Genomic DNA, 24,827 nt, shown 5'->3' on the forward strand with positions numbered 1-24,827 from the left:
ATTTAAATGTGTTTTAAAAGTAGTCCGTAGGGGAATCGAACCCCTGTTACCAGGATGAAAACCTGGCGTCCTAACCCCTAGACGAACGGACCATAATTTATTTCAATTTGCAACTTTATTGTTGCTTTCAAACGAACTCAATTTTACTCGAGTTTCATCTTGTAGTCCGTAGGGGAATCGAACCCCTGTTACCAGGATGAAAACCTGGCGTCCTAACCCCTAGACGAACGGACCATTTTTGTTTCAAATGCGGATGCAAAAATACAACTTTTTTGGAATGCCGCAAATGTTCTTCAAAAATTTTTAAAATTTTTAATAGGCTTTTGCAAAAAGCACTCTTCCTGAAGATGGTTTTCCGGTTAAAACACAGTCTCCAGTTTCTTCTTTTCTATCGAACGGAATGCACCTAATCGTAGCCTTAGTAAGCTCTTTGATCTTATTTTCGGTTTCCGGAGTTCCATCCCAGTGAGCAGAAATAAATCCACCCTTCTCTTTTAAAACTTTTTTGAACTCATCAAAATTATTTACCTCGGTGATATGTTCATTTCTGAAATTTCTCGCTTTTTCAAATAAAGCATCCTGGATTTCGGTCATTAATCCAACAACCTTTTCCACCACTTCATCTCTGTTGACGAATTCCTTGGTAAGAGTATCTCTTCTCGCGAGTTCTACGGTACCTTTTTCAAGGTCTTTAGGTCCAAGTGCCAATCTCACCGGAACTCCCTGCAATTCGTATTGAGCGAATTTCCAGCCCGGCTTATGAGTATCCCTGTCATCAAATTTCACAGAAACACCTGCCTTTCTTAGATCTTTAACTAATTCATTAGCCACTTCAGAGATTTGAGCCAATTGCTCTTCCCCTTTATATATTGGAACTATCACAACCTGTATTGGAGCAAGATTAGGTGGCAACACCAAACCATTATCATCACTATGTGTCATGATCAATGCTCCCATAAGTCTGGTTGAAACCCCCCAGCTGGTTGCCCAAACGTGTTCAAGCCCACCTTCTTTAGTAGCATATTTCACATCGAAAGCCTTTGCGAAATTTTGACCAAGGAAATGGGATGTTCCGGCTTGCAATGCTTTTCCATCCTGCATCAAAGCTTCGATACAATAAGTTTCGAGAGCTCCGGCAAAACGTTCGGTTTCTGTTTTCGCTCCTTTTATTACCGGAATTGCCATAAAGTTCTCTGCAAATTCGGCATAAATATTATTCATTAATTCGGTTTCCTGTAGTGCTTCCTCGCGGGTAGCATGAGCAGTATGACCTTCCTGCCATAAAAATTCAGCAGTTCTCAGGAAAAGTCTGGTTCTCATCTCCCATCGAACCACATTCGCCCACTGGTTAATCTTTATAGGAAGATCTCTATATGACTGAATCCAGTTTTTATAGGTATTCCATATAATAGCTTCTGAAGTTGGACGAACCACAAGTTCTTCCTCCAGTTTCGCTTCAGGATCTACCATTAGCTTCCCCGGTTTATCCGGATCGTTCTTTAATCTGTAATGGGTAACAACGGCACATTCCTTGGCAAATCCTTCAGCATTCTTCTCTTCAGCTTCAAATAAACTTTTAGGAACGAATAATGGAAAATAGGCATTTTGATGTCCGGTTTCTTTGAACATCCTATCTAATTCAGCCTGCATTTTTTCCCAGATGGCAAACCCGTAAGGTTTAATCACCATACATCCACGAACAGCGGAATTTTCGGCCATATCAGCCTTTACCACCAATTCGTTATACCATTTTGAATAATCCTCGCTTCTCTTAGTTAACTTCTTCCCCATTACTTGTGATTTGGCATAAAACTTGTATATTTTTACGTGTTAAGTACTAACCGTTCGGGCAAAACTAACCATTTTTGGGATGTCCAACAATAAAAAGCATTACCAATGAAACTTTACTCTCATATAAAAAACAAACTAAGTCTCCTGTTCCTTCCGGTGGCGCTTCTTTCTTTGGTATCCTGTGGTTCCTATCAATATTCGGGATATGAGACTGATGGTATATACAGCGAATCGAGACCTGGAATCTGGGAAGAAAACAGAACTCAACCTCAAACACAAGAGGTAAAACCTAATAATGAAAATACCTATTATAAGAATCTGTTTGCCCAGCAATCACAAATGTATGGTGAACTTATAGAAGGTGATGTATTTACAGATGTGGACAGCTATAGCTCGAATAATGGTTACGATGACTATTCTGAAACTGGAGGAGATGTTGCATATGTAGGCGGAAATGCTCCATGGGGAAATGATCCTGACACATACACTATTAACATCATAAACAATAACCGGTTTGGTGGATATTATAGCCCCTGGAATTATAGATGGGCCTACAGATATGGAAATCCATATTATGCCGGGTTCTACGCTCCATTCTGGGATCCTTTTTACTCACCTTACTGGGGAGGACGCATGGCTTACGGCTATGGAAGCCCTTACTGGAGTTTCGGTTTTTCATTTGGATACGGACGTGCTTACGGATACCCTCATTATTATAACCCATACGCACCATACTATTATCACCATGGTTACCCATACAACACTTTTAGAAGCAATAACATAGCTTATAGCAGATCCAGAAGAAACACCACAAATTACCGAGATAATGATAATCGTAGAAGTTCCTATTCAAGAAGCATCAGGGAAATAAGAAATTCCCAGAATACTTACGGCACTTCCAGAGTGAGAAGCTCAGTTAGTGACAACGAAGGAAATTCGCGGGTGTATACCAGAACCAACAGGAGAACAGAACCAACCAGAACTTATGATGCTAATTCAAGAAGCTCTTCCCCTGTTTATCAAAGATCATCTGAATCTTCTAACAGGGCATACAGATCTACACCTTCACGAAGAACCAACACAGGAACTAACAGAAGTGTTAGAAGTTCTTCAAGCAGCAACAGAAGTTCTTCCGGAAATACTACCAGAAGCTCTTCTAACCGAACTTCCAGAGGTGGTAGAGGTGGAAACTAAAATATTATAATGAATTTAACCTTACAGTTATACTGTGAGGTTTTTTTTACCCTAATCTGAAAATTTCGATGAAAAAACTATTATATCTTTTATGTCTGGCCGGCGGACTTCTATCTGCTGAAGCTCAAACTATAGACGATGCTTACAGATACTCCACTACCGAGCTTAATGGTAGCGCAAGATTTATTGGAATGAGTGGAGCATTTGGTTCATTAGGAGGAGATATTTCTGCGATCGCCATTAACCCGGCCTCTTCAGCAGTTTTCCTGCATAGCGCAGGATCTTTAAGCTTTAATATCAACGATATTGAAAGTGACAATTCCTTTAACCGCGAAGTTTACACTAATGGTCAGAGCGATTTTAGCTTGGGGAATTTAGGTGGTGTCTTTGTATTTAATGCCAGTGATGGTAATAAATGGGGGAAAATAAGCCTGGGTATTAATTATAGCGAAATGGCGAATTACGACGATAATTTTGGAGTTCGTGGTTTTACCACTAAATCTATAGATCAATACTTTTTACAAAAAGCGAATGGGATTTCGCTTGATAATTTACAGAGAAGAGATGGCGAAAGTGTAAATGAATTGTACTCTTATCTCGGTGGGAACTATGGGTTTGACCACCAGCAGGCATTTTTAGGTTACCAGGCCTATGTTATTGAAGCAAAAACCAATAACCCTAATAATACCGAATATTTCTCTTTAGTAGAACCGGGAACTTTCGATCAGCAGTACCAGTATGCAGCCACAGGGGTGAATGGAAAATTAAGTTTTAACCTGGCGGGTCAATATAGTGACTGGCTTTATGTGGGCGCGAATTTAAATACGCACTTTATTAATTACGAAAGGTCTTCAGAAATTTCTGAATTCAATAATAATTCCAGTGAAAGCAACTTCAACGCGACCACAGATATTTATTTTGGTAATAATTTAAGCACCTCCGCAGATGGATTTTCACTTCAATTAGGTGGGATCGCTAAAGTTGGTGATAATATTCGCTTAGGTTATACATATCAATCTCCAACCTGGTTCAATATCAGGGAAGAGACCAGTCAATATCTGGAAACGAACAGCCGGGAAAATGATTTTGTAAGCATAGCGCCTAATGTTATCAATATCTATCCTGAATATACTCTTCAATTGCCGGCAACCCACACTACAAGTATCTCATTTTTGTTCGGAAAAAGCGGACTTATAAGTGGAGATTTTGGGTTTACAGATTATTCTAACATGAAATACAAACCGGAAGCTGACCTCTATTTTCAGGATTTGAACAATCAGATTTCTTCTTCCATGGGACAGGTTACCACTCTTAAATTAGGTGGTGAGTATAGATTTGACAATTTAAGCTTAAGAGCGGGTTACAGATTAGAAGGAAGTCCCTTTGAAGGCGAAAATACAGCAGGAGAATTAACCGGTTACAGCGGTGGCCTCGGTTACCGTTTTGGAAACCTTAGCCTGGATGTGGCTTATGCTCTAGCAAATTACGACAGCTCTATAAATCCTCTTGATGGAAACGCAGTAAATCCTGTATACCGGGATAGATCGAAATCTCAGGTAGTGATGACTTTAAGTTTTGGTCTTTAGACAAAAACTAAAATACAAAAGAAAAAAGCGGTCATTGACCGCTTTTTTTATCTTACCAGACTAAAGTTCGCTTTGTACTCATTCAGTTCACCGGTAGTTTCATTTTTAAAGACCACCCTGAACCAATAATCTGCAGCAGGCATATCCCTTCCTCCCATTTTTCCATCCCATCCTCTAAAGTTATTTGGATCTACATTAGCGATAAGTTTACCATAGCGGTCGAAAATTAAAACACTTTTAACCGTAATACTGGAATCTATTATCAACTTCCAATAGTCATTAAAACCATCCCCATTGGGAGTGAAAAATCTTGGAAATCCCACAAGAAAGAAACTTTTACTTTGAGTTGATCCGCAGCCATTTATTTCTCTCACCCTTACTATATGATTACCGGCGGGAACATTTTTAAATACAGAATCCGGTTTCCAGGCACCGTTATCAAGACTATATTCATATTGAGCAAATTCAGTCCCAATACCATTTTCAGGAATCACGGTGACTTTATAACCATCTCCAAAATCAGATCCACTTATCTCATAATTCACAATTTCCGGACGTGAAACTTTTACCGGAGTGGCTCTGTATTCAATTTCACAACCCGATACCGGATGGCTTATATTTAACACAATATCTTCAGCAGGAAATTGATCAATTGAAATCTCAGCATTGGTACCTGCCACCACTCCATCTATTAACCATTCATATTCAAAGCCTGCACCCAGATCACTTCCCACAGTAACCGGCCCTAACAAGACTCCTTCGAGATCCACACAAAAAATAACAGGATCCGGAAGCGCATAATTTGGAAAGTCGAAAGTTTTTAAGCTAAAGTTTACCAGTGAAGATCTACATCCAGAAACCTGGTCTACCACCTGAGCAAAGATTTTTTTCCCTTCTACAAAAGGAAAAGTTTCCGGATTAGTAATTGGTACTCCTTCTTCAACAGAGGTCTCGTTCTCAAAATACTCTACTTCATAAGACCCTGCATTAGCATTAGGAGCGATAAAATTTTCTTCAGTTTGAGTAAGATCGACTGTATTTTCCTCAACATTACAACGTGCCAGATCTACTGCTTTACCAATAGCCGGTTTATCATAAAAAGTCACTTCCACTTCATCTTGTTCAGATTTTCCTTCCACAGGATCTGTCACGACCAATCTAAATTTTCCATCTGAAGTAACTCTGAGAGTAGGACCTGTTTCACCGGACAATACTCTATAATTAGAAGTAGCTTCATCATATTCATACCACTGATAAGTGGCACCCGCATCACTTTCACCATCCAAAATATATTCAGATTCTCCACAAACTGAAACATTTTCACCCAGATCAAATTCAAGGATAGAACAATCTGTAGACCCCTGCCCTTCATTTGTCTGCTCCAGACTAATAAAACCGGGAATTTGCTCAAAATTGGTAATCACCACTACATAGATCTCATTTTCCTTAGCCTGCGGGATGGTCATAGTTTCTACAGAAGCGGTAAGGTAACTGCAGTCAACTATTTTAGAAGAACTAAGACTTTGAACATTGCAATAATCATCATTTCTCTGGAAAGGCCCCCAAACCACAAAATCCACATCAAGCGGAGCACCGGTACCGTTTCTATTACTGTTTTGTGAAATTCTGAATCTTAGGTTTCCACTGTCTTCAATTTGCAGAAAAAACCAGGCAGGATAGGGTTGCTCCTCCAAACAACCATAATCAGGACCAAATTCACCTGATACCTGATCACTATTGGAAGAATTGGAATTTGGAAAGGTCAATCTCTCAGATCCGGCGCAAAAAGGCTCAATATCAGCACATCGTGAACCCTGGGCATTTACTGTATTTCCTAAAGAAATCAGTAAAAATATCAGTAAACTTAAAATCTTTTTCATCGCAAAACCGGAGTTGCCTCAACCTCGTGCAAATTATGAAATATTACACAAACAACAGCTTTGGCTATTTGAATTTGATTACCACTAAAACCTTATAAATATGTATCTTTGCAAGCCAATACGGTTTTTACCGACTATTATTGCAAAAAAGCATGAAAGTAGATAAGATTTTGAACGAAATAGAGGAAATGGGTGATGCCCATGCAGGTAGTAGCGCCAATACTCCCTTGAGAGATGACGCTTTTGAACTAAGCGATGAAGAAAAAATAGCAAGTATCAAGAATGATGTTCGCAGTATCCTGGACACTCTTGGCCTTGACCTTGAAGACGACAGTTTAAAAGGCACTCCTCAAAGGGTAGCAAAAATGTTTGTAAACGAGATATTTTCCGGTTTACACCCAAAGCGCAAGCCAAAAGCTTCGACTTTTGAAAATAAATATAAGTATGGTGAAATGCTTGTAGAGAAGAACATTACCGTTTATTCTACCTGCGAACACCACTTACTTCCTATCGTTGGAAAAGCTCACGTTGCTTACATTTCAAACGGAACAGTTGTAGGTCTTTCCAAAATGAACCGAATCGTGGATTATTTTGCTAAAAGACCACAGGTTCAGGAGCGAATGACGATGCAAATTGTTCACGAGCTTCAAAATGTATTGGGAACTCTTGATGTTGCCTGTGTTATTGATGCTAAGCATCTATGTGTGAACAGCCGCGGAATCAGAGATATTGAAAGCAGCACAGTTACAAGTGAATTTGGCGGAGCTTTTAAAAAGAAAGAAGTTAGAAGAGAATTTCTGGATTATATTAAATTAGACACTACGTTCTAAAAATTCAAAATACTTTTATTACATGGCCTTATACCAGGAACAAAGCCTGAAATTTTACAATTCAATGAGCGGTGAAAAGGAAATTTTCACCCCAATTAACGAAGGAAATGTTGGAATGTATGTTTGCGGTCCTACCGTTTACAGCAATGTCCATCTTGGTAATTGCCGAACCTTTATTTCCTTTGATCTGGTATTTAGATACCTTAAGCATCTTGGATATAAAGTGCGCTATGTAAGAAATATTACCGATGCCGGCCATCTTGAAAATGATGCCGACAGCGGAGAAGACAGAATTGCTAAAAAAGCAAGACTGGAACAAATTGAACCCATGGAAGTGGTTCAAAAGTATACGGTAGATTTTCACAATATTCTTCAAAAATTCAACAATCTGCCGCCAAGCATTGAGCCTACAGCTACCGGTCACATTGTTGAACAAATTGAGATAATTAAAAAAATCCTGGAAAAAGGATTTGCTTATGAGGCAAATGGCTCAGTTTATTTTGATGTGATCAAATTTAACAAAGAACACTCTTACGGGAAGTTAAGCGGAAGAGCGATTGAAGACATGATCGCCAATACCCGTGAACTTGCTGCACAAAGTGACAAACGAAATCCGCAGGATTTTGCTTTATGGAAAAAAGCAGAGCCACAGCATATAATGCGCTGGCCTTCACCATGGAGTGACGGATTCCCCGGATGGCATCTTGAATGTACAGTAATGAGCACCAAATATCTAGGCGAAGAATTTGATATTCACGGTGGCGGAATGGATCTAAAATTCCCACATCATGAATGTGAGATCGCTCAGGGTGAAGCTGCAAGTGGAAAGTCACCGGTTAATTACTGGATGCATGCCAATATGCTTACCCTAAACGGAAAGAAAATGGCCAAGAGCACCGGTAATTTTATTTTACCGGAACAAATCTTTACAGGGGAGAATGATGTTTTAACCAAAGCATTTTCGCCAAATGTGGTAAGATTCTTTATCCTTCAGGCACATTATCGCAGTATCCTTGATTTTTCAAGCGATGCCCTACTTGGAAGCGAAAAAGGATTTAATAGGTTGATGGATGCCTTCCATTCTATTGACGATCTTGAAGCTTCTCAAAATACCGATTTTGACATTCAAGGCTGGAAGCAAACCTGTTATGACGCTATGAATGATGACTTTAACAGTCCTATTTTAATAGCGAAACTTTTTGATGCCGTTAAAGCCATCAATAATATTAAAGAAGGATCCACCTCTATTTCTGAAAGTGATAAAGCGGAGTTGAAAAAAACCATGAGTGCTTTTATGTTTGATATTCTTGGACTCGTTGATTCGGTTTCTGAAGCTAATGGGGATGGAGAGAAATTGACGGGTACGATTGAACTTTTGATCCGCTTGAGAGCAGAAGCCAGAAATAACAAGAATTTTGCCTTAAGCGATCAAATTAGAGATCAATTACAGGAAATGGGGATACAGCTGAAGGACGGGAAAGAAGGAACCTCTTTTTCATTAAACTGATTTATATGCTGAAGCGTTGGTTAACTTTATTATTGACCTCCTTCGTTCAGTTCTACAAGAAATTTATATCACCACTTACTCCTGCCAGTTGCAGATATGAGCCTACCTGCTCTACATATATGCTTCAGGCCTTAGAGATTCACGGCCCTTTTAAAGGCTTTTGGATGGGATTAAAAAGAATTCTCAGTTGCAACCCCTGGGGTGGTTGTGGCTATGATCCTGTCCCCCGAAAATCAAAAGGTAAAAACGGCTAAAGAAATGCCAATTACTTATATTTACACCTATTCAAAATTAATTTTATGTTGCTAAATGCTATAAACTGGAACCCAGCAGATGGATTGGATCTTGGGTTCTTTTCTCTTAAATATTACAGCCTAATGTTCCTTATTGCTTTTACGCTGGGATGGTACATCATGAAAAGTATTTTTACGAGAGAAGGAATTTCAATTGAAAAACTTGATTCTCTGTTTATATATACGGTATTGGCAACGCTGATTGGAGCCAGATTAGGACATGTAATATTTTATGACTGGGAATATTTTCAAAATCACTTATTAGAGATTTTTCTTCCTGTAAAATTCGAACCTGAATTTCAGTTTACCGGATTTCGTGGTTTGGCCAGTCATGGTGCCGCAATAGGTATTATTATCGCTATGTATCTCTATTCTAAAAGAGTACTTCAGAAACCAATATTATGGATCCTGGATAGGATCGTTATCCCGGTAGCATCTGGGGCGATCTTTGTAAGAATAGGAAATTTCATCAATTCAGAAATCATTGGTAAACCTACTGGGAGTGACTATGGAGTGATTTTCGAAAATCTTGGAGAAGATTTTGCCAGACACCCTGCCCAGCTATACGAATCTGGAAGCTACCTGGTGATCTTTATAATATTATGGTATATCTACTGGAAGACCGAAAAACGATTCAGATCAGGATACATTTTTGGCCTTTTTCTCGTTTTATTATGGACGGTTAGATTCTTTGTAGAATTTATCAAAGAACCTCAGGTTGAAGAAAGGGCAATGTGGCTATTTAACACAGGACAATGGCTTAGTATTCCATTCATCATTGCGGGATTATACTTTATGTATCGTCCTGTAAAGCAAAAAACTGTAGCATGAAAAAAAGATTAATCCGGTTGGGAGCCCTTGCATTATTTGTGAGCTTCACTTATAGCTCCTGTGATGAGGAAAAGGAGACCAAGGTTATTGAAACCGAACCGATAACTTTTACAAAAGAGGGAGAGCTTTATCTTATCAAAGCTTCCGGGGACACCTTGCAACAGCTGGACATTGAACTTGCTGAAACCGAATATGAAAAACAAACAGGATTAATGTATCGAGAAAGCATGGAAAAACACCAGGGCATGCTATTTATTTACCAGGATGAACGTGTTAGGAGTTTCTATATGAAGAACACTTACATCCCCTTAGATATCCTGTATTACGATGCAGACAGCACTTTGGTGAGTATTCAGAAGAACGCCGAACCAAGGGATGAAACCAGCCTACCTTCTGAAGGACCGGCTAAATTTGTTTTAGAGATCAATGGCGGGCTTTCTGACGAATGGAATATAGAAGTGGGCAATCGTATTAGTTTTAAAAAAATAGAGTAATTACATAGGATTATTTCATTTTTAAATAGGTAACAAAAAAAAGGCTTTCCAATGGAAAGCCTTTTTTAATATATATAAGTTACTACTTTTTATACCGTAGTCGCTTCCTGAGTTTCAGGTTGAGTTTTCTTAGCTAGAGAACCTTTCTTCTTTACGCTATCGAACATTACCGGAGTAGCGATGAATAACGAAGAATAAGTACCAACGATCACCCCTACAATTAGTGCGAACATGAATCCTCTGATGCTCTCTCCTCCAAAGATGAAGATGGCAAGCAATACCACCAAGGTAGTAAGCGAGGTATTTAAAGTTCTGCTCAAAGTACTGTTAAGTGCTGCGTTTACTGTTTTTCCAAGAGGCCATGTAGAATGCTCGTTAACAAACTCACGGATTCTATCAAATACAACCACGGTATCATTCAGCGAGTATCCAATTACAGTAAGTATCGCTGCAATGAAAGCCTGATCTATCTCCATGTTGAAAGGCATCACTTTATATAATAAAGAGAAGATCCCTAATACCACAAGTACATCATGGAAAACTGCCGTTACAGCTCCTAAACTAAACTGCCATTTACGGAAACGTAGTAAGATATAAAGGAATACCACGATTAGAGAACCTAATACGGCCCAGAACGATGCATTCTTAATATCATCGGCAATCGTAGCTCCTACTTTCATAGACTGCATAATTCCAACAGTCTTATCGTCTGCTCCGTCTACAAATTCTTCGTAAGAAAGATCTGCAGGAAGGTAAGATTGTAATCCATCATAAAGAGATCTCTGGATTTCTTCATCAACTTCAGCACCTTCTTCTTCAACTTTATATTTAGTAGTGATCTTTAACTGATTGTCCGGACCAAAAGTTTTAGCTTCAGCACTACCAAAAGTAGCTACAAGATCATTTTGAACAGCAGTTGGATTAACATCATCTGCAAATCTCACAGTATATGTTCTTCCTCCAACAAAATCAACACCCTGGTTAAGACCCTGTACGAAAAGTGAACCAATACTAATTACGATAAACAATCCTGAAACGATATAAGCAACCTTTCTCTTTTTAAGGAAGTCTATGCTCATGTTTGAGAATAGGTTCTTGGTAAGTGAAGTAGAGAAGTCAAGTGATTTCCCGTTTTTACCATAACCATCTATAAATAATCTGGTGATAAAGATCGCAGTGAATAAAGAAGTAGCAATACCAATTAATAAAGTAGTAGCGAATCCTTTAATTGGTCCAGTTCCTAGAATGAACAGGATTAAACCTGTAAGACCAGTAGTAATGTTGGCATCAAGAATTGAAGACAAGGCATTGTTAAATCCATCCTTGATCGCATCTTTCTGAACTTTTCCTTTTGCAAGCTCTTCTTTAATTCTTTCGAAGATAAGAACGTTTGCATCCACAGACATACCGATGGTTAATACGATACCGGCAATTCCAGGTAAAGTTAATACAGCTCCAAGTCCTGCAAGAACTCCAAAGATGTAAAGGATATTCACCACAAGAGCGATATCAGCAAAAATACCAGCTTTTCCATAGTAAAGGATCATCCAGATCAATACTAATACCAATGCAATAGCAAAAGAAGCAATACCACTGTCGATAGCTTCCTGACCTAATGAAGGCCCTACTACTTCACTTTGAATGATATCTGCAGAAGCCGGAAGTTTACCAGCTCTTAATACGTTAGCTAAATCCTGACCTTCAGTAATTGTAAAATCTCCTGTGATCTCACTTCTTCCTCCTGAGATAGCACCTGTTGATACTCCCGGAGCAGAATAAACGATATTATCAAGAACGATCGCGATCTGGCTTTGTTCGTTAGAAGCCTTACCGGTCATATCTTCCCAGATTTTAGCTCCTGTTCCATCCATTTGCATGCTTACAGCAATACGACCAAGCTGATCATAAGTTTGCTGAGCATCTGTAATAACACCTCCGCTTAATGGTGGCTCCATTTTACGGTTACCTTTTAATGCATAAAGACCTGTAGTTTGAGTCTCTGCATCAGCAACTCCCCACACAAATTTTGCATAACGCATTTGAGATGGAAGTAAAGATCTAATTTGTGGCATTTGAAGGTAATCCATCACCTTCGCAGTATCCTTAACATTAAAGTTAGCGATTACCGGTCCTCCCTGGAATCCAGGAGCGACAATAAGGTCTAAAATTGGATTGCTCCCTGTCTCAACCTGAGTACTGTCTTCAGCATCTGCAAGCAGTTCTTCAATTTCATTATCACCGGAAGCAGAAGTAGTATCTTTCTCTTCCTGAGTTGTAGCTTTTTCAGAACGCTTCATCTCAGCCAACCTGTTGTTAGCCTGGAAAAGGAAGTTTCCTAATTCGTTACTTTTATAAACATGCCAGAATTCCAGCTGAGCTGTACTCTGTAATAGATTTTTCACCCTGCTGATGTCCTTGGCACCCGGAAGTTCTACAAGAATTCTCCCTGAATTTCCAAGTCTCTGGATGTTAGGTTGAGTAACACCAAATTTATCAATACGCTTTCTCAATACTTCAAAAGCAGAAGTAATGGATTCGTCTATTTTTCTTCTGATGATTGGCTCAACTTCCTGATTGCTCATGTTGAAGTTAATCTCGTCACTTAATGTTTTATTTGCAAATACGTCCGGAGATGCAAGTTTTGCATTTGGGATCTCATTAAAAGACTCGAAGAATAGATCGATATAGTTTTCCTGTGAATCAGATTGAGCAGCATCTGCCTGAGCAATTGCTTTTCTAAATGCAGGATCCTGAGAATCGTTTGCAAGTCCGCTTAAGATATCTTTAACGGAAATTTGAAGAATTACGTTAATCCCTCCTTTTAAGTCAAGCCCTTTATTAAGCTCTTTATCTTTTGCACCATTATAAGTGATTCCGGCAACGATTTCCTCATTTCCAATAGAATCCAAATAGGCGGCTTCTGCCTGGTCGCGGAGTGCTGAGTAGTCCTCAACATCATCTCCTACCTTCTGTACGGCAAACTCCTCGGCATCAGTCTCAACATTATTTGTTATAAATGTAAATGACAGCTGATAAAGACATACCAGCCCGAACAAAATTGCAAAAACTTTAATCAGTCCTTTATTCTGCATTATTCCTCAAATTATTGATTATAGGTCTATTTTAAAAACGGACAAATATAGGATTTCATAATTCAAATCCCAATATTTTTTTTTGGATAATTTTAACTTTTATCCTTAGTAAAAAAGCCACATTAAATGTGGCTTTCAAAAGTATTCTTATTGTTTTGAGCTAAACATTAAACATCCAGCAATCCGTTGGTCTTTTTCACCCCTTCGGCACTTTCTTTTATTTTAGCTTTTTCGGCATCTGTAAGTTCGATCTCAACGATTTTTTCAAGACCATCTTTTCCTAAAATTACCGGCACACCTATACATAGATCATTTAGACCATACTCTCCTTCCAGCATTGCTGAACATGGGAACATTTTCTTTTGATCACATGCAATAGCCTGAACTAATCCTGAAACTGCTGCTCCAGGTGCATACCATGCACTAGTACCTAATAATTTAGTAAGCGTTGCTCCACCTACTTTAGTGTCTTCAGCCACCTGCTCTAATCTCTCGTCTGAAAGGAATGCTGCAACAGGCACAGAATTTCTTGTAGCAAGACGTGTTAATGGCACCATTCCGGTATCACTGTGACCTCCAATAACCATCCCGTCAACATCAGACGGTGGGCATTCAAGGGCCTCACTTAATCTATATTTGAATCGTGCGCTGTCAAGTGCACCACCCATACCAATAATCTTATTCTTTGGAAGTCCAGTAGTCTTATGCACTAAATACGTCATAGTATCCATTGGATTACTTACCACGATCAAAGTAACATTTGGAGAGTGCTTGATAAGGTTTGCAGAAACTTCTTTTACAATCCCGGCATTGATCCCAATCAATTCCTCTCTTGTCATTCCCGGTTTACGTGGAATCCCACTTGTAATAACAGCAATATCACTATTTGCTGTTTTTGAGTAATCATTCGTACTTCCGGTTATTTTCGTATCGAAGCCATTAAGAGTTGCGGTTTGCATCAAATCCATTGCTTTACCTTCAGCAAAACCTTCTTTGATATCCACTAATACTACTTCTGAAGCAAAGTTTTTAATGGCAACATATTCTGCACAACTGGCACCTACGGCACCCGCTCCTACTATGGTAACTTTCATGTTAAAATATTGTTTAAATTTTATTAATAATGACTGCGAAATTACGAATAATGAGGCAGTAATAATAATAAGGAATGGTTAAATCCAATTTCGCACTACAATATATAATGTAGTCCAATGTTCAAATTCAGGAACTTTCCGGCTGTAGCCATGGTACTAATTTTGAAGCTATCGAAATAAAGGTTAAAACCAATATCTCCTTTGAACTGAGCTTCTTTATCATTAAGTGTGGCTACAGATGAATTAACCAAACTAAGAGCCGCACCATCTCCTCCAAATTCATATTCAAAATCTGACTGAGCTACTCCCAGTGCTCCAAATATTTCAAAATTCTCATATTTCTTGGAAGCCATAACCTCAGCCATCCAAACTCCTGCATTTACATCTATAAAGTTAAGATTTACCAGGTTAGGTATACTTATTTCATCAAAGGCATATTTTACATCAAAAATATCATAAGCCAAAATCGCAGCGATTTGCAGATCATCTTCACGATTAAATCTAAAATACTGGCCAAAATTATGCTTCAAGCCAATTCCATAGGTACTAAAGTTAGTCCCGTCAATTTCAACTTCCGGAAGTGCACGCAAACCAACCTGAAATCCATAAGGCAAGCCAACGGACACCTGTGCAAAAGGATAGAATAATGCTCCTTTATCTATTCCCTCTATCGCCTGAAATGAGAAATCATCTCCCATAAACTGGCCATCAAACATCACTGTAGAACTACCTCCAAAAGCTGTTGGAATCCTAGCACCGCGATCTCCCGAAATAGTAAGATTTCTAAAATCTCCATTTCCAACCGTAAATTCTTTTTTACTCGACGGAACAAATAATCCGTTTCCATGAATAGAAATATCTACTTTCCAGGGATCCAATGCTCTCGCAGAGGTAAACCAACTGGCAGTAGCCTGGTAGGCTGCACTTTCTGAAGCAGGACTGGCAAAACCATCTGCAAGAAATAGTAAATCGTTTATAATATCTTCCCCTTCTGCCGGAAGGCTCTGTGCATATGAATTACCACCGGTTAGAACCATGGCAAAAATCAAGACTAATCTATTTAAATTCTTCACGATAATTTTTTTAATTTTTGTAAAAGTAATGAATTATGATACTTACTTATTATTGAACGAAAAAAACCCACACTTATTAAAGCATGGGTTTTAAAATAATTTTATTGCCTACTACGCATCGATATTTGCATACTTCGCATTCTTCTCGATAAATTCACGTCTTGGCGGAACCTCATCCCCCATCAACATTGAGAAGATCCTATCGGCCTCTCCTCCGTTATCGATATTCACCTGTCTTAGCTTTCTAAAACCTGGATCCATAGTGGTATCCCACAATTGCTCCGCATTCATCTCTCCAAGACCCTTATAACGCTGGATTTGAACTCCTCCGCTATAACTTTCAGCGATCTCATCACGCTCTTTCTCATTCCATGCATATCGCTTTTTCTGACCTTTCTTTACCAGGTAAAGTGGAGGTGTAGCGATATAAATATGTCCGTTCTCAATAAGTTCTTTCATATACCTAAAGAAGAACGTTAGTATCAAAGTCTCAATGTGGCTACCATCTACATCGGCATCACACATAATCACGATCTTATGATATCTTAACTTGGAAAGGTTTAAGGCTTTGCTATCCTCTTCAGTTCCAATAGTCACCCCAAGAGCAGTGTAAATATTCTTGATCTCTTCGTTATCAAAAACCCGGTGAGACATTGCTTTTTCCACATTAAGAATTTTACCTCTTAATGGAAGTATCGCCTGAAACTTACGATCTCTACCCTGTTTTGCTGTTCCACCTGCCGAGTCTCCCTCCACAAGGAATACTTCACATTGTGCCGGATCCTGCTCAGAGCAGTCAGATAATTTCCCAGGTAGACCACCAACACTCATGGCAGTTTTACGCTGAACCATTTCACGGGCTTTTTTCGCAGCATTTCTGGCCTGCGCAGCAAGTATTACTTTTTGAACGATGGTTTTAGCATCATTCGGATTTTCTTCAAGGTAATTCTCAAGCATTTCTGAAACCGCCTGAGATACTGCTGATGTCACCTCACGGTTACCCAGCTTTGTTTTGGTTTGCCCTTCAAACTGAGGCTCCCCAACTTTTACTGAAATAATCGCAGTTAACCCCTCACGGAAGTCATCTCCGGTAATTTCGAATTTCACTTTATCAAGAAGACCTGAAGCATCGGCATATTTTTTTAGAGTGGTAGTTAAACCTCTTCTAAAACCAGAAAGATGCGTTCCTCCTTCGTGAGTATTAATATTGTTAACGTAAGAATGAAGATTTTCGCTAAATGATGTATTATAGATCATCGCAACCTCAACAGGAATATCATTCTTTTCACCTTCCATAGAGATCACATCTCCAATGATAGGCTCACGGTTTCCATCAAGGAACTTGATAAATTCCTTTAATCCTGCTTCAGAATGGAAATCATCATGAACATACTCTCCGTTATCTTCTTTGTTCCTTTTATCGGTAAGACTAATACGGATTCCCTTATTCAAATAAGCCAGCTCACGCATACGGCTTGCCAGAGTATCATAATTATATTCCAGAGTTTGCTGAAAGATACTTGGATCCGGCTTAAAGGTTACAATTGTTCCGCTTAGATCTGTTTCTCCAACGGTTTTAACCGGATATAATGGTTTTCCAAGCTCGTATTCCTGTTGCCAAACCTTCCCGTCGCGGTAAACCGTAGCGGTTAAATGCTCAGATAATGCATTTACACAACTTACACCTACCCCGTGAAGACCTCCTGAAACTTTATAAGAATCTTTATCGAATTTACCACCCGCACCAATTTTGGTCATTACTACCTGCAAGGCAGAAACTCCCTCTTTTTTATGAAGGTCGATTGGAATCCCCCTACCGTTATCTTCGGTAGTAATGGAATTATCCTCGTTGATAGTAACTTTTATATTATCACAGTGTCCGGCAAGGGCCTCATCTATCGAGTTATCAACAACTTCGTACACCAAATGATGTAGTCCTCTCACCCCGGTATCACCAATATACATTGAAGGTCGCATTCTAACATGCTCCATTCCCTCCAACGCCTGGATACTATCGGCGGAATAATTATGCTTCTTAGCTTCTTCGCTCATAAATTTGCTAATTAATTTAGTCTCTTTTGGATAACGAACAAATATAACAATTCGCATAATTTTAACAGGTTAGAGCAACCTTATAACCTCCGAAGTTATCAACAAAATATGTGGAAAAACCCGAAATGGCATCTGCATTTCGGGTTCACTATTCACTAATTCTTAATTTTAAGCTTTTACCAGTTTTTTAACCAGACCGGGAGCAACATGAGTTTCGTTAGCTCTTCCACTTGGATCAAGATCCTTCTGCCATTTTGGAACCCATCTTTTCACGGTTCGGGCAGCGGAATCCTGTGGGAAATGCTTGTGAAATATCTCACGGTAAAAATATGCTTCTTTTGTGGCCGGAGTGTTCACCGGATATTTAACAGCAGCAGTTTCCATGTCTACATCACTCACCTGCTTAGAAGCGTATTCAATCAACTGATCTATCCAGTTGTAACCAACACCATCACTAAACTGTTCTTTTTGTCTCCACAGAACCTCTTCCGGAAGGAAAGGTTTCTCGGGAGTATCAAAAGCTTTTCTTAGGATGTACTTTTCTATACCATCATAAGTGACAGGCATTTTTTCTTCCGGAACGATCTCCATAGCCGTCTTTAAAAATGCTTTATCCAGAAATGGCACTCTGGCCTCCAGACCATGAGCCATGGTAGACTTATCGGCTCTCAAACAATCGGCAGTGGCAAGACGTTGTACTCTTCTAATGGTTTCTTTCTGAAATTCTTCAGCTGAAGGTGCATTTTTAAAATACAGATATCCCCCAAAGATCTCATCAGATCCCTCACCAGATAGCACTACTTTAATTCCTTTTTCTGCTATGGCTTTAGAAAGGAAATACATTGGGGTGCTTGCTCTTATTGAAGTAACATCATAAGTTTCCAGATGCCATACTAATTTTTCAAGGATGCTTATACCCTCTTCCACGCTAAAGTGAATTTCATGATGTTCAGTTCCTAAAAATTCCGCAACTTTTCTCGCGGCAACCAAGTCCGGCGCCTCTGAATCCAAACCTATAGAAAATGAGTGCAGTTTTTGCCCCGTGTCCTCCATCAGCCTGGCTGCTATTGAAGAAGTAAGAGAAGAATCCAGTCCGCCACTTAGCAATACTCCTAAAGGCACATCTGCCATTAGTCGTTTTCTGGTCGCTTCAATCAAGCTTTCTCTAAGAGCAGTAAGATCTGCCGGTTGCACCGCTTTTTCAGATTCAAACCAATCAGGAGTATAATATCTAACAAAACCAGTTTCAGGAGTATAATAATGTCCCGGAGGAAATGCTGAAAACTCTACACAACTATCTGCCAAAGTTTTCATTTCGCTGGCAAACCATAAAGCCCCAGATTCATCGGTCCCATAATAAAGTGGTTTTACTCCAATGAGATCTCTTCCTACGATAAAATCATCTCCATCTATAATTACAAATGAAAACACCCCATCAAGTTTATCTACAAAATCATAACCGTATTTTTCATACATATGCACGATCACTTCAGAATCACCCGTTGTACGAAAGCTATGTTCTTTTAATTCATTATTTCTAAGCTCCATGTGGTTATAGATCTCACCATTGTGAACCATCCAGGCATCTCCAGTTCCCTGAATAGGCTGAATTCCTGTTGTAAGATCTACGATAGACAGACGTTCGTGTGCAAGCACGTGTCCTTTATCAGTAATTTTTAATCCGCTTTCATCGGGGCCTCTATGAGACATTCTCTTTGAAAGATCTGCAATTTTCTGTTTTTCAAGATCTTTCCCGATAACTGCTAAAATTCCACACATGACTATTATTGTTTTATAATTACAAAACAAATATGAACTTAAGCTTCTGTTTATAAAACACAATTATCAATTTCAATTACATTTAAAAAGTTTTTAACTCATTTTAAATACATATATAAATTAATATACCAGCATTTCTTATTTCTGCTTTCATACTTTAATTCTGTCAAAATTTAACAACACATTTTATACTTTTTTAACAAATGAGGAATCCTCTTCAGCTATCTTTATAGAAACTTAAATAATTACATAAGTCATGAAAAAATTAATAATTGGAGGAATCAGTGCCATATTTTTACTGGTAGCCAATCCTATGAATGCACAGGAAGAAGACCAGGTAAATTTCTCTAAAGAAGAATTAAAATTCTCAAAAGTAGATGCGAGTCCTATGGACCTGTCTTTATATCGCGACAAGGATAAAGCTGCGGTAGCAAGGGTGATCTATAGCAGACCACAAAAACGCAACAGAGAGATCTTTGGCAAGCTTGTTCCTTTTGGAGAAGTATGGAGAACCGGTGCTAATGAAGCAACAGAACTTACTTTATATAAAGACATGAAAGTTGCAGATGCTACCGTGAAGGCCGGAACTTATTCTCTGTATACCATTCCCGGAGAAAAAGAATGGGTAGTAATCCTTAACTCTAAAACCAATACCTGGGGAGCATACGAGTATACAGACAAGGAAGACAAAGTTAGAATTAATGTGCCTGTTAGAAAAGCTCCTAATACCATTGAATCTTTATCAATGACCTTCCAGGAAGCCAATAATGGAGCAGATCTGTTAATTGGATGGGATGACAGTTATGTAAAAGTCCCGTTTAAAAACGTAAAATAATTAGAAAGACCTAAAATCTAAAAACGCCCTTCCGGGCGTTTTTTTATGGGATATTTAGATACTTATGAGTTTGCAAAGAAACCTTCCATCTTGGATTTTCCATTACATAATCCACGATCATAGGAATTACTTTTTCCCGGTTACTCCATTCGGGCTGGAGATATAATATACAGTCATCACTAACCTTTGCGGCCTGCTCTTCAGCAAACTTTAGGTCATGTTTATTGAAAACGATCACTTTTAACTCATTGGCCAAAGGATAGATCTCCTCTTTTGGTAATTTGATCTTCTTGGGAGACAGGCAAATCCAGTCCCAGGTTCCTGAAAGATCGTATGCCCCTGAAGTTTCTATATGAATGTCACAGCCCTGATTTTTTAAACTGCTCGTTAAATGAGTCATATCCCATGTTAACGGTTCTCCTCCTGTAATAACAATAGTCCTGGAATATTTCGTGGCATTCTCAACAATTTGTCCAATATGCGTAGGCGGATGCAATTCTGCATCCCAGCTTTCTTTTACATCACACCAATGGCATCCCACATCACAACCACCTATTCGAATAAAATAAGCCGCGGTGCCTTTGTGAAATCCTTCTCCCTGGATGGTATAGAATTCTTCCATTAAGGGAAGCATAATTCCTTTATTTACCATCTCCTTTATCTCTTCTGAAATCATAGCCGGCAAAGATAATCATAAAACTTAAGGATAAAGAATGAAAATCCCTTATCCAAAATCTATGGGTAATGCAGAAATAAACCTTTTAATTATTCCTCTATATTTAGACGAAATATTAATTCCATTGAAAAGCTACATCCTAAAATCCTTCAGTTTAATAACCCTTTTTCTTATTGTTTCCTGCGCCCCGGCATTAAAAAAGAAATTCCGGGCAATTGAAACTAAAAATCACGGATTCTCAGGGCTTGTTGTTTATGAGCCGGAAACTGATAAAATCCTTTTTGAACATAATGCTCATAAATATTTTACTCCGGCATCTAATATTAAAATCCTAACCTTATATACCGGCCTGCAGCTGTTAGAAGATTCTATTGTTGCCTTAAATTATACCCAGAGGAACGACTCCTTAATTTTCACCTCAACGGGAGACCCCACTTTCCTAAATCCTAAATTCTCCACTGCAGATAAAGCATTGCAATTTTTACAAGATTCCGATAAAAAGTTATTCTATCAATCACCTAATTGGGAAGAGAAAAAATATGGCGCCGGATGGGCCTGGGATGATTTTGAATATTCTTTTTCTGCACAAAAATCGGCATTCCCGGTATATGGTAATCTTCTGCACATAACGCGGCAAGAAGGACAAACCGACTTAGATATAATTCCTGAACTGTTTAAAGATTCCATTTCCGGATCAAATAAGATCCTGATTTCTAAAAATTCGAATGCTTCGTTAAACAAAACTTTTCCATTTAATACTTCAGAAGAGATTAGCCTTAAAATCCTCGAGGCTGAACTGGAGAAATCAATCGGCATTATTTCTACTAATTTTATGCTGAACAAAAAAGTATATTCTGTAAAGTCGGATAGTTTATACAAAATAATGATGCATCAAAGTGATAATTTTCTGGCAGAACAGCTGCTTATCATGAGTTCAGTAAAAATTACTGACACTTTAAAAACAGATGCAGCGATCAATTTTATAAAAAGCGAAAAATTCAGCATGTTTGAAGATAAGACTTATTGGGTAGATGGCTCTGGCCTGTCCCGCTATAATCTTATAACTCCAAATTCTCTGGTAGCGACCTTAAATCTGATATTTAAAGAAAAGGGAAAGAATTATGTAAAGAATATTTTTCCTACTGCCGGACAGCATGGGACTTTAAAAGATTTACTTAAGAATGAAGGTCCATTTATTTATGCAAAATCCGGTTCGCTAAAAAACAATTACAGCTTAAGCGGTTATTTGGAAACTAAAAAAGGCAGGTTTTTGATCTTTAGCTTTATGAATTCGAACTTCACAACAGATTCAAAACAACTAAAAAATAAGTTGGAGGAATTTTTACTTGAGATTAGAAATAAATACTGAAATTCCTAAACTGCTAAATATTCCCTAATTTCGGAATAGTATACATACTTATGAAAAGAAGAAATTTTGTTTATAGCCTTGGATTGGCAGGACTTTCCTTTCCTTTAAGTTCATTTGCGAATAATAACAATGTGAAAATTCCAAACTCCATAAAAGTCCCTCAACGACTTTTAAAAGGAGATACCATTGGAATTATTAGTCCGGCAGGCGCCATTTTCGAATCTGAACCATACCAAATAGCAAAAGAAACTTTTGAGGCAATGGGCCTTAAGGTTAAAATGGGAAAACATGTTCAGGGTCGATACGGTCACCTTGCAGGAACAGATGTGGAGCGAGCTGAGGAATTGAATAGTATGTTCAAAGATCCGGAAATAAAAGCTATCATAGCGTTGCGCGGAGGATCAGGTTCGGCAAGAATCCTGGATAAAGTGGATTATAATACAATATCACAAAATCCGAAAATATTTATTGGCTACAGTGATATCACCGCTTTACATCTGGCTATATATGAAAAGACAGGCCTGGTAACCTACCACGGTCCTGTAGCAACTTCTAACTGGAACAGCTTTAGCTACGAACATTTTAGAAAACTGCTATTTGAAGGAGAAGAAATAACCTATTTAAATCCGGAATCCAGGAATGATTTGCTGGTCCAAACCGAAAACAGGATTAGAACGATCACTCCCGGTGAAGCCGATGGTGTTCTTCTGGGTGGAAATCTTTCAGTCCTTACTTCTATAATAGGAACTCCCTATTTCCCTGAGGCCTGGAAAAACAAGATCCTTTACCTGGAAGACATTGGAGAAAAGGTCTATGCAGTAGACCGGATGATGTCCCAATTGAAACTAAGCGAAGTTCTGGAACAAATTTCTGGTTTCGTATTTGGAAAATGTAGCGGTTGTGATGCGGGCGGGAGTGGCTATGGTTCCCTTACTCTGGAAGAAGTTTTAGATCACTATATTAAACCTTTAAATATTCCGGCATTTTCCGGAGCCATGATAGGGCATATAGATAAAAATGTGACTATTCCAAATGGCATAGAAGCCCGAATAAACAGTAAAGTCGGCAGTATTCAATTAAAAACACCGGCAGTAAAATGAAAACATCTCAAGAATTCGTAGAACATATATCCAAAGCCTACACTCCAAAAGGGGATAATATTTATTTGGGTGCAGGAATGCTCAATAATGAAGTATTTTCTGAAGCCGCAGTTAAAATTCCGCTTAAAACCATGAACCGTCACGGTTTAATTGCCGGCGCTACGGGTACAGGAAAATCCAAAACCCTGCAGATAATGGCTGAAAACCTTTCCCAGAAAGGGGTTCCTGTTTTGCTGATGGATGTAAAAGGTGATTTGAGCGGGATCGCTAAAGCATCAGATGGTGCAGTATTTATTGATGAACGTCATTTAAAACTTGATTTCCCATTCACTCCGGAGGGTTCTCCCTCCGAGATCCTAACCCTTTCAGAGCAGGACGGAGTGCGGTTAAGAGCCACCGTTAGTGAATTTGGCCCGGTTTTACTTTCAAGAATACTTGACCTCAACTCTACACAGTCGGGCATCCTGTCGATAATATTTAAATACTGTGATGATAACCATCTGCCATTACTGGATCTGAAAGATCTTAAAAAGATGCTTCAGTATTCAACTGATGAAGGAAAGAAGGAAATTGAAAAGGACTACGGAAGGATATCCACTGCATCTACCGGTGCAATCATGAGAAAAATTGTCGCTTTAGAACAACAGGGAGCTGAACAATTCTTTGGAGAACGTTCTTTTGAAGTGGAAGATTTACTAAGAAAGACTAAAGATGGGAAAGGATATGTAAATATTCTAAGACTTACAGATATTCAGGACAGACCAAAACTTTTTTCAACATTTATGCTGAGCCTGCTCGCGGAGATCTATTCCACCTTCCCTGAAAGAGGAGATATGGACAAACCTGAGCTAGTGATGTTCATAGATGAAGCACATTTGATCTTTGATGAGGCTTCGAATGCATTAATGGATCAAATAGAAAGTATTGTAAAACTTATAAGATCAAAAGGTGTAGGTCTTTATTTTGTGACTCAGAATCCGGCAGATGTACCGGAAGAAGTTTTAGGCCAATTGGGACTAAAGATCCAGCATGCTTTAAGAGCTTTTACCGCCAAAGACAGGAAAGCGATCAAGCTGGCAGCAGAAAATTATCCTATTTCAGAATTTTATGATACCAAAAATATGCTAACCTCGTTAGGTATTGGAGAGGCTATGGTTTCGGCCTTAGATGAAAAAGGAAGACCTTCTCCTTTGGTTGCTACAATGTTACGGGCACCAATGAGCAGAATGGATATTTTATCTGATTCAGAACTTAGACAGCTCATTAAAAATTCTGAACTTGCAAAAAAGTATAACCAGGAAATAGACCGGGAAAGCGCCTACGAGATCCTGAATAAAAAGATCGAGACGGC

19 protein-coding genes and 2 tRNA genes are annotated in these 24,827 nt (G+C 38.7%); 11 read left to right on the forward strand and 10 right to left on the reverse strand.

Annotation, left to right across the window (positions count from 1 at the left end; genetic code table 11):
- Positions 1-20 precede the first annotated feature (20 nt).
- The 3 genes from ACNKXV_RS02895 to proS form a co-directional block, all read right to left on the reverse strand.
- Positions 21-92 (reverse strand) — tRNA-Glu (locus ACNKXV_RS02895).
- A gap of 70 nt (positions 93-162) precedes the next feature.
- A tRNA-Glu gene (locus ACNKXV_RS02900) sits at positions 163-234 on the reverse strand.
- 78 nt (positions 235-312) lie between these two features.
- Complete coding sequence (gene proS, locus ACNKXV_RS02905; RefSeq protein WP_417906196.1) at positions 313-1,791, reverse strand: proline--tRNA ligase; 1,479 nt, start codon at positions 1,789-1,791, stop codon at positions 313-315.
- A gap of 105 nt (positions 1,792-1,896) precedes the next feature.
- Between proS and ACNKXV_RS02910 the strand changes: the two genes are divergently transcribed.
- Positions 1,897-2,985: a hypothetical protein gene (locus tag ACNKXV_RS02910; RefSeq protein WP_417906197.1), complete on the forward strand. Its 1,089-nt coding sequence runs from the start codon at positions 1,897-1,899 to the stop codon at positions 2,983-2,985.
- A gap of 68 nt (positions 2,986-3,053) precedes the next feature.
- A complete protein-coding gene (locus ACNKXV_RS02915) occupies positions 3,054-4,571 on the forward strand; it encodes an OmpP1/FadL family transporter (RefSeq protein ID WP_417906198.1) in 1,518 nt (505 codons plus the stop codon).
- A gap of 47 nt (positions 4,572-4,618) precedes the next feature.
- On the opposite strand, the gene ACNKXV_RS02920 is transcribed toward ACNKXV_RS02915, so the two are convergent.
- Entirely contained in the window at positions 4,619-6,451 is a 1,833-nt protein-coding gene (locus tag ACNKXV_RS02920; RefSeq protein ID WP_417906199.1) for a T9SS type B sorting domain-containing protein, read from the reverse strand.
- A 152-nt stretch (positions 6,452-6,603) separates the two neighbouring features.
- On the opposite strand from ACNKXV_RS02920, the gene folE reads away from it, so the two are divergent.
- From folE to ACNKXV_RS02945, 5 genes are read left to right on the forward strand one after another with little or no spacing between them, the layout of a single operon-like run.
- Positions 6,604-7,281 carry a GTP cyclohydrolase I FolE gene (gene folE, locus ACNKXV_RS02925; RefSeq protein ID WP_417906200.1) on the forward strand — a complete coding sequence of 226 codons (678 nt, stop codon included), beginning with the start codon at positions 6,604-6,606 and terminating at the stop codon, positions 7,279-7,281.
- A gap of 22 nt (positions 7,282-7,303) precedes the next feature.
- Complete coding sequence (gene cysS, locus ACNKXV_RS02930) at positions 7,304-8,788, forward strand: cysteine--tRNA ligase (protein WP_417906201.1); 1,485 nt, start codon at positions 7,304-7,306, stop codon at positions 8,786-8,788.
- 5 nt (positions 8,789-8,793) lie between these two features.
- Positions 8,794-9,042: a membrane protein insertion efficiency factor YidD gene (yidD, locus tag ACNKXV_RS02935; RefSeq protein ID WP_417906202.1), complete on the forward strand. Its 249-nt coding sequence runs from the start codon at positions 8,794-8,796 to the stop codon at positions 9,040-9,042.
- A gap of 45 nt (positions 9,043-9,087) precedes the next feature.
- Positions 9,088-9,912: a prolipoprotein diacylglyceryl transferase gene (gene lgt / locus ACNKXV_RS02940; protein WP_417906203.1), complete on the forward strand. Its 825-nt coding sequence runs from the start codon at positions 9,088-9,090 to the stop codon at positions 9,910-9,912.
- A complete protein-coding gene (locus ACNKXV_RS02945) occupies positions 9,909-10,406 on the forward strand; it encodes a DUF192 domain-containing protein (protein WP_417906204.1) in 498 nt (165 codons plus the stop codon). The genes lgt and ACNKXV_RS02945 overlap by 4 nt, the downstream gene beginning before the upstream one ends.
- Before the next feature lie 89 nt (positions 10,407-10,495).
- Here ACNKXV_RS02945 and secDF read toward each other — a convergent pair whose 3' ends face one another.
- The 5 genes from secDF to asnB all read right to left on the reverse strand — a co-directional run bounded on the left by secDF (position 10,496) and on the right by asnB (position 19,496).
- On the reverse strand, positions 10,496-13,498 hold the full coding sequence (gene secDF, locus ACNKXV_RS02950; protein WP_417906205.1) for a protein translocase subunit SecDF: 3,003 nt from the start codon (positions 13,496-13,498) through the stop codon (positions 10,496-10,498).
- Positions 13,499-13,665: 167 nt separating this feature from the next.
- Complete coding sequence (gene mdh / locus ACNKXV_RS02955) at positions 13,666-14,592, reverse strand: malate dehydrogenase (RefSeq protein WP_417906206.1); 927 nt, start codon at positions 14,590-14,592, stop codon at positions 13,666-13,668.
- Positions 14,593-14,687: 95 nt separating this feature from the next.
- Complete coding sequence (locus ACNKXV_RS02960) at positions 14,688-15,665, reverse strand: DUF6588 family protein (protein ID WP_417906207.1); 978 nt, start codon at positions 15,663-15,665, stop codon at positions 14,688-14,690.
- 111 nt (positions 15,666-15,776) lie between these two features.
- A complete protein-coding gene (gene gyrB / locus ACNKXV_RS02965; RefSeq protein WP_417906344.1) occupies positions 15,777-17,717 on the reverse strand; it encodes a DNA topoisomerase (ATP-hydrolyzing) subunit B in 1,941 nt (646 codons plus the stop codon).
- Positions 17,718-17,885: 168 nt separating this feature from the next.
- A complete protein-coding gene (asnB, locus tag ACNKXV_RS02970; RefSeq protein WP_417906208.1) occupies positions 17,886-19,496 on the reverse strand; it encodes an asparagine synthase B in 1,611 nt (536 codons plus the stop codon).
- A 256-nt stretch (positions 19,497-19,752) separates the two neighbouring features.
- Between asnB and ACNKXV_RS02975 the strand changes: the two genes are divergently transcribed.
- On the forward strand, positions 19,753-20,331 hold the full coding sequence (locus ACNKXV_RS02975) for a DUF2911 domain-containing protein (RefSeq protein ID WP_417906209.1): 579 nt from the start codon (positions 19,753-19,755) through the stop codon (positions 20,329-20,331).
- Between the two features lie 43 nt (positions 20,332-20,374).
- Here ACNKXV_RS02975 and ACNKXV_RS02980 read toward each other — a convergent pair whose 3' ends face one another.
- The gene (locus tag ACNKXV_RS02980) at positions 20,375-21,007 is read right to left on the reverse strand and encodes a 7-carboxy-7-deazaguanine synthase QueE (protein WP_417906210.1); all 633 of its coding nucleotides are present in this window, start codon (positions 21,005-21,007) and stop codon (positions 20,375-20,377) included.
- A 37-nt stretch (positions 21,008-21,044) separates the two neighbouring features.
- Here ACNKXV_RS02980 and ACNKXV_RS02985 point away from each other — a divergent pair, with 37 nt between their 5' ends.
- The 3 genes from ACNKXV_RS02985 to ACNKXV_RS02995 all read left to right on the forward strand — a co-directional run.
- The gene (locus ACNKXV_RS02985) at positions 21,045-22,376 is read left to right on the forward strand and encodes a D-alanyl-D-alanine carboxypeptidase (RefSeq protein WP_417906211.1); all 1,332 of its coding nucleotides are present in this window, start codon (positions 21,045-21,047) and stop codon (positions 22,374-22,376) included.
- Positions 22,377-22,426: 50 nt separating this feature from the next.
- The gene (locus ACNKXV_RS02990) at positions 22,427-23,476 is read left to right on the forward strand and encodes a S66 peptidase family protein (protein ID WP_417906212.1); all 1,050 of its coding nucleotides are present in this window, start codon (positions 22,427-22,429) and stop codon (positions 23,474-23,476) included.
- Positions 23,473-24,827 (forward strand): helicase HerA-like domain-containing protein (locus ACNKXV_RS02995; protein WP_417906213.1); only part of this gene is annotated, 1,355 nt, incomplete at its 3' end. The genes ACNKXV_RS02990 and ACNKXV_RS02995, both read left to right, overlap by 4 nt.

Source organism: Christiangramia aquimixticola (assembly GCF_048285835.1).
Classification (GTDB): domain Bacteria; phylum Bacteroidota; class Bacteroidia; order Flavobacteriales; family Flavobacteriaceae; genus Christiangramia; species Christiangramia aquimixticola.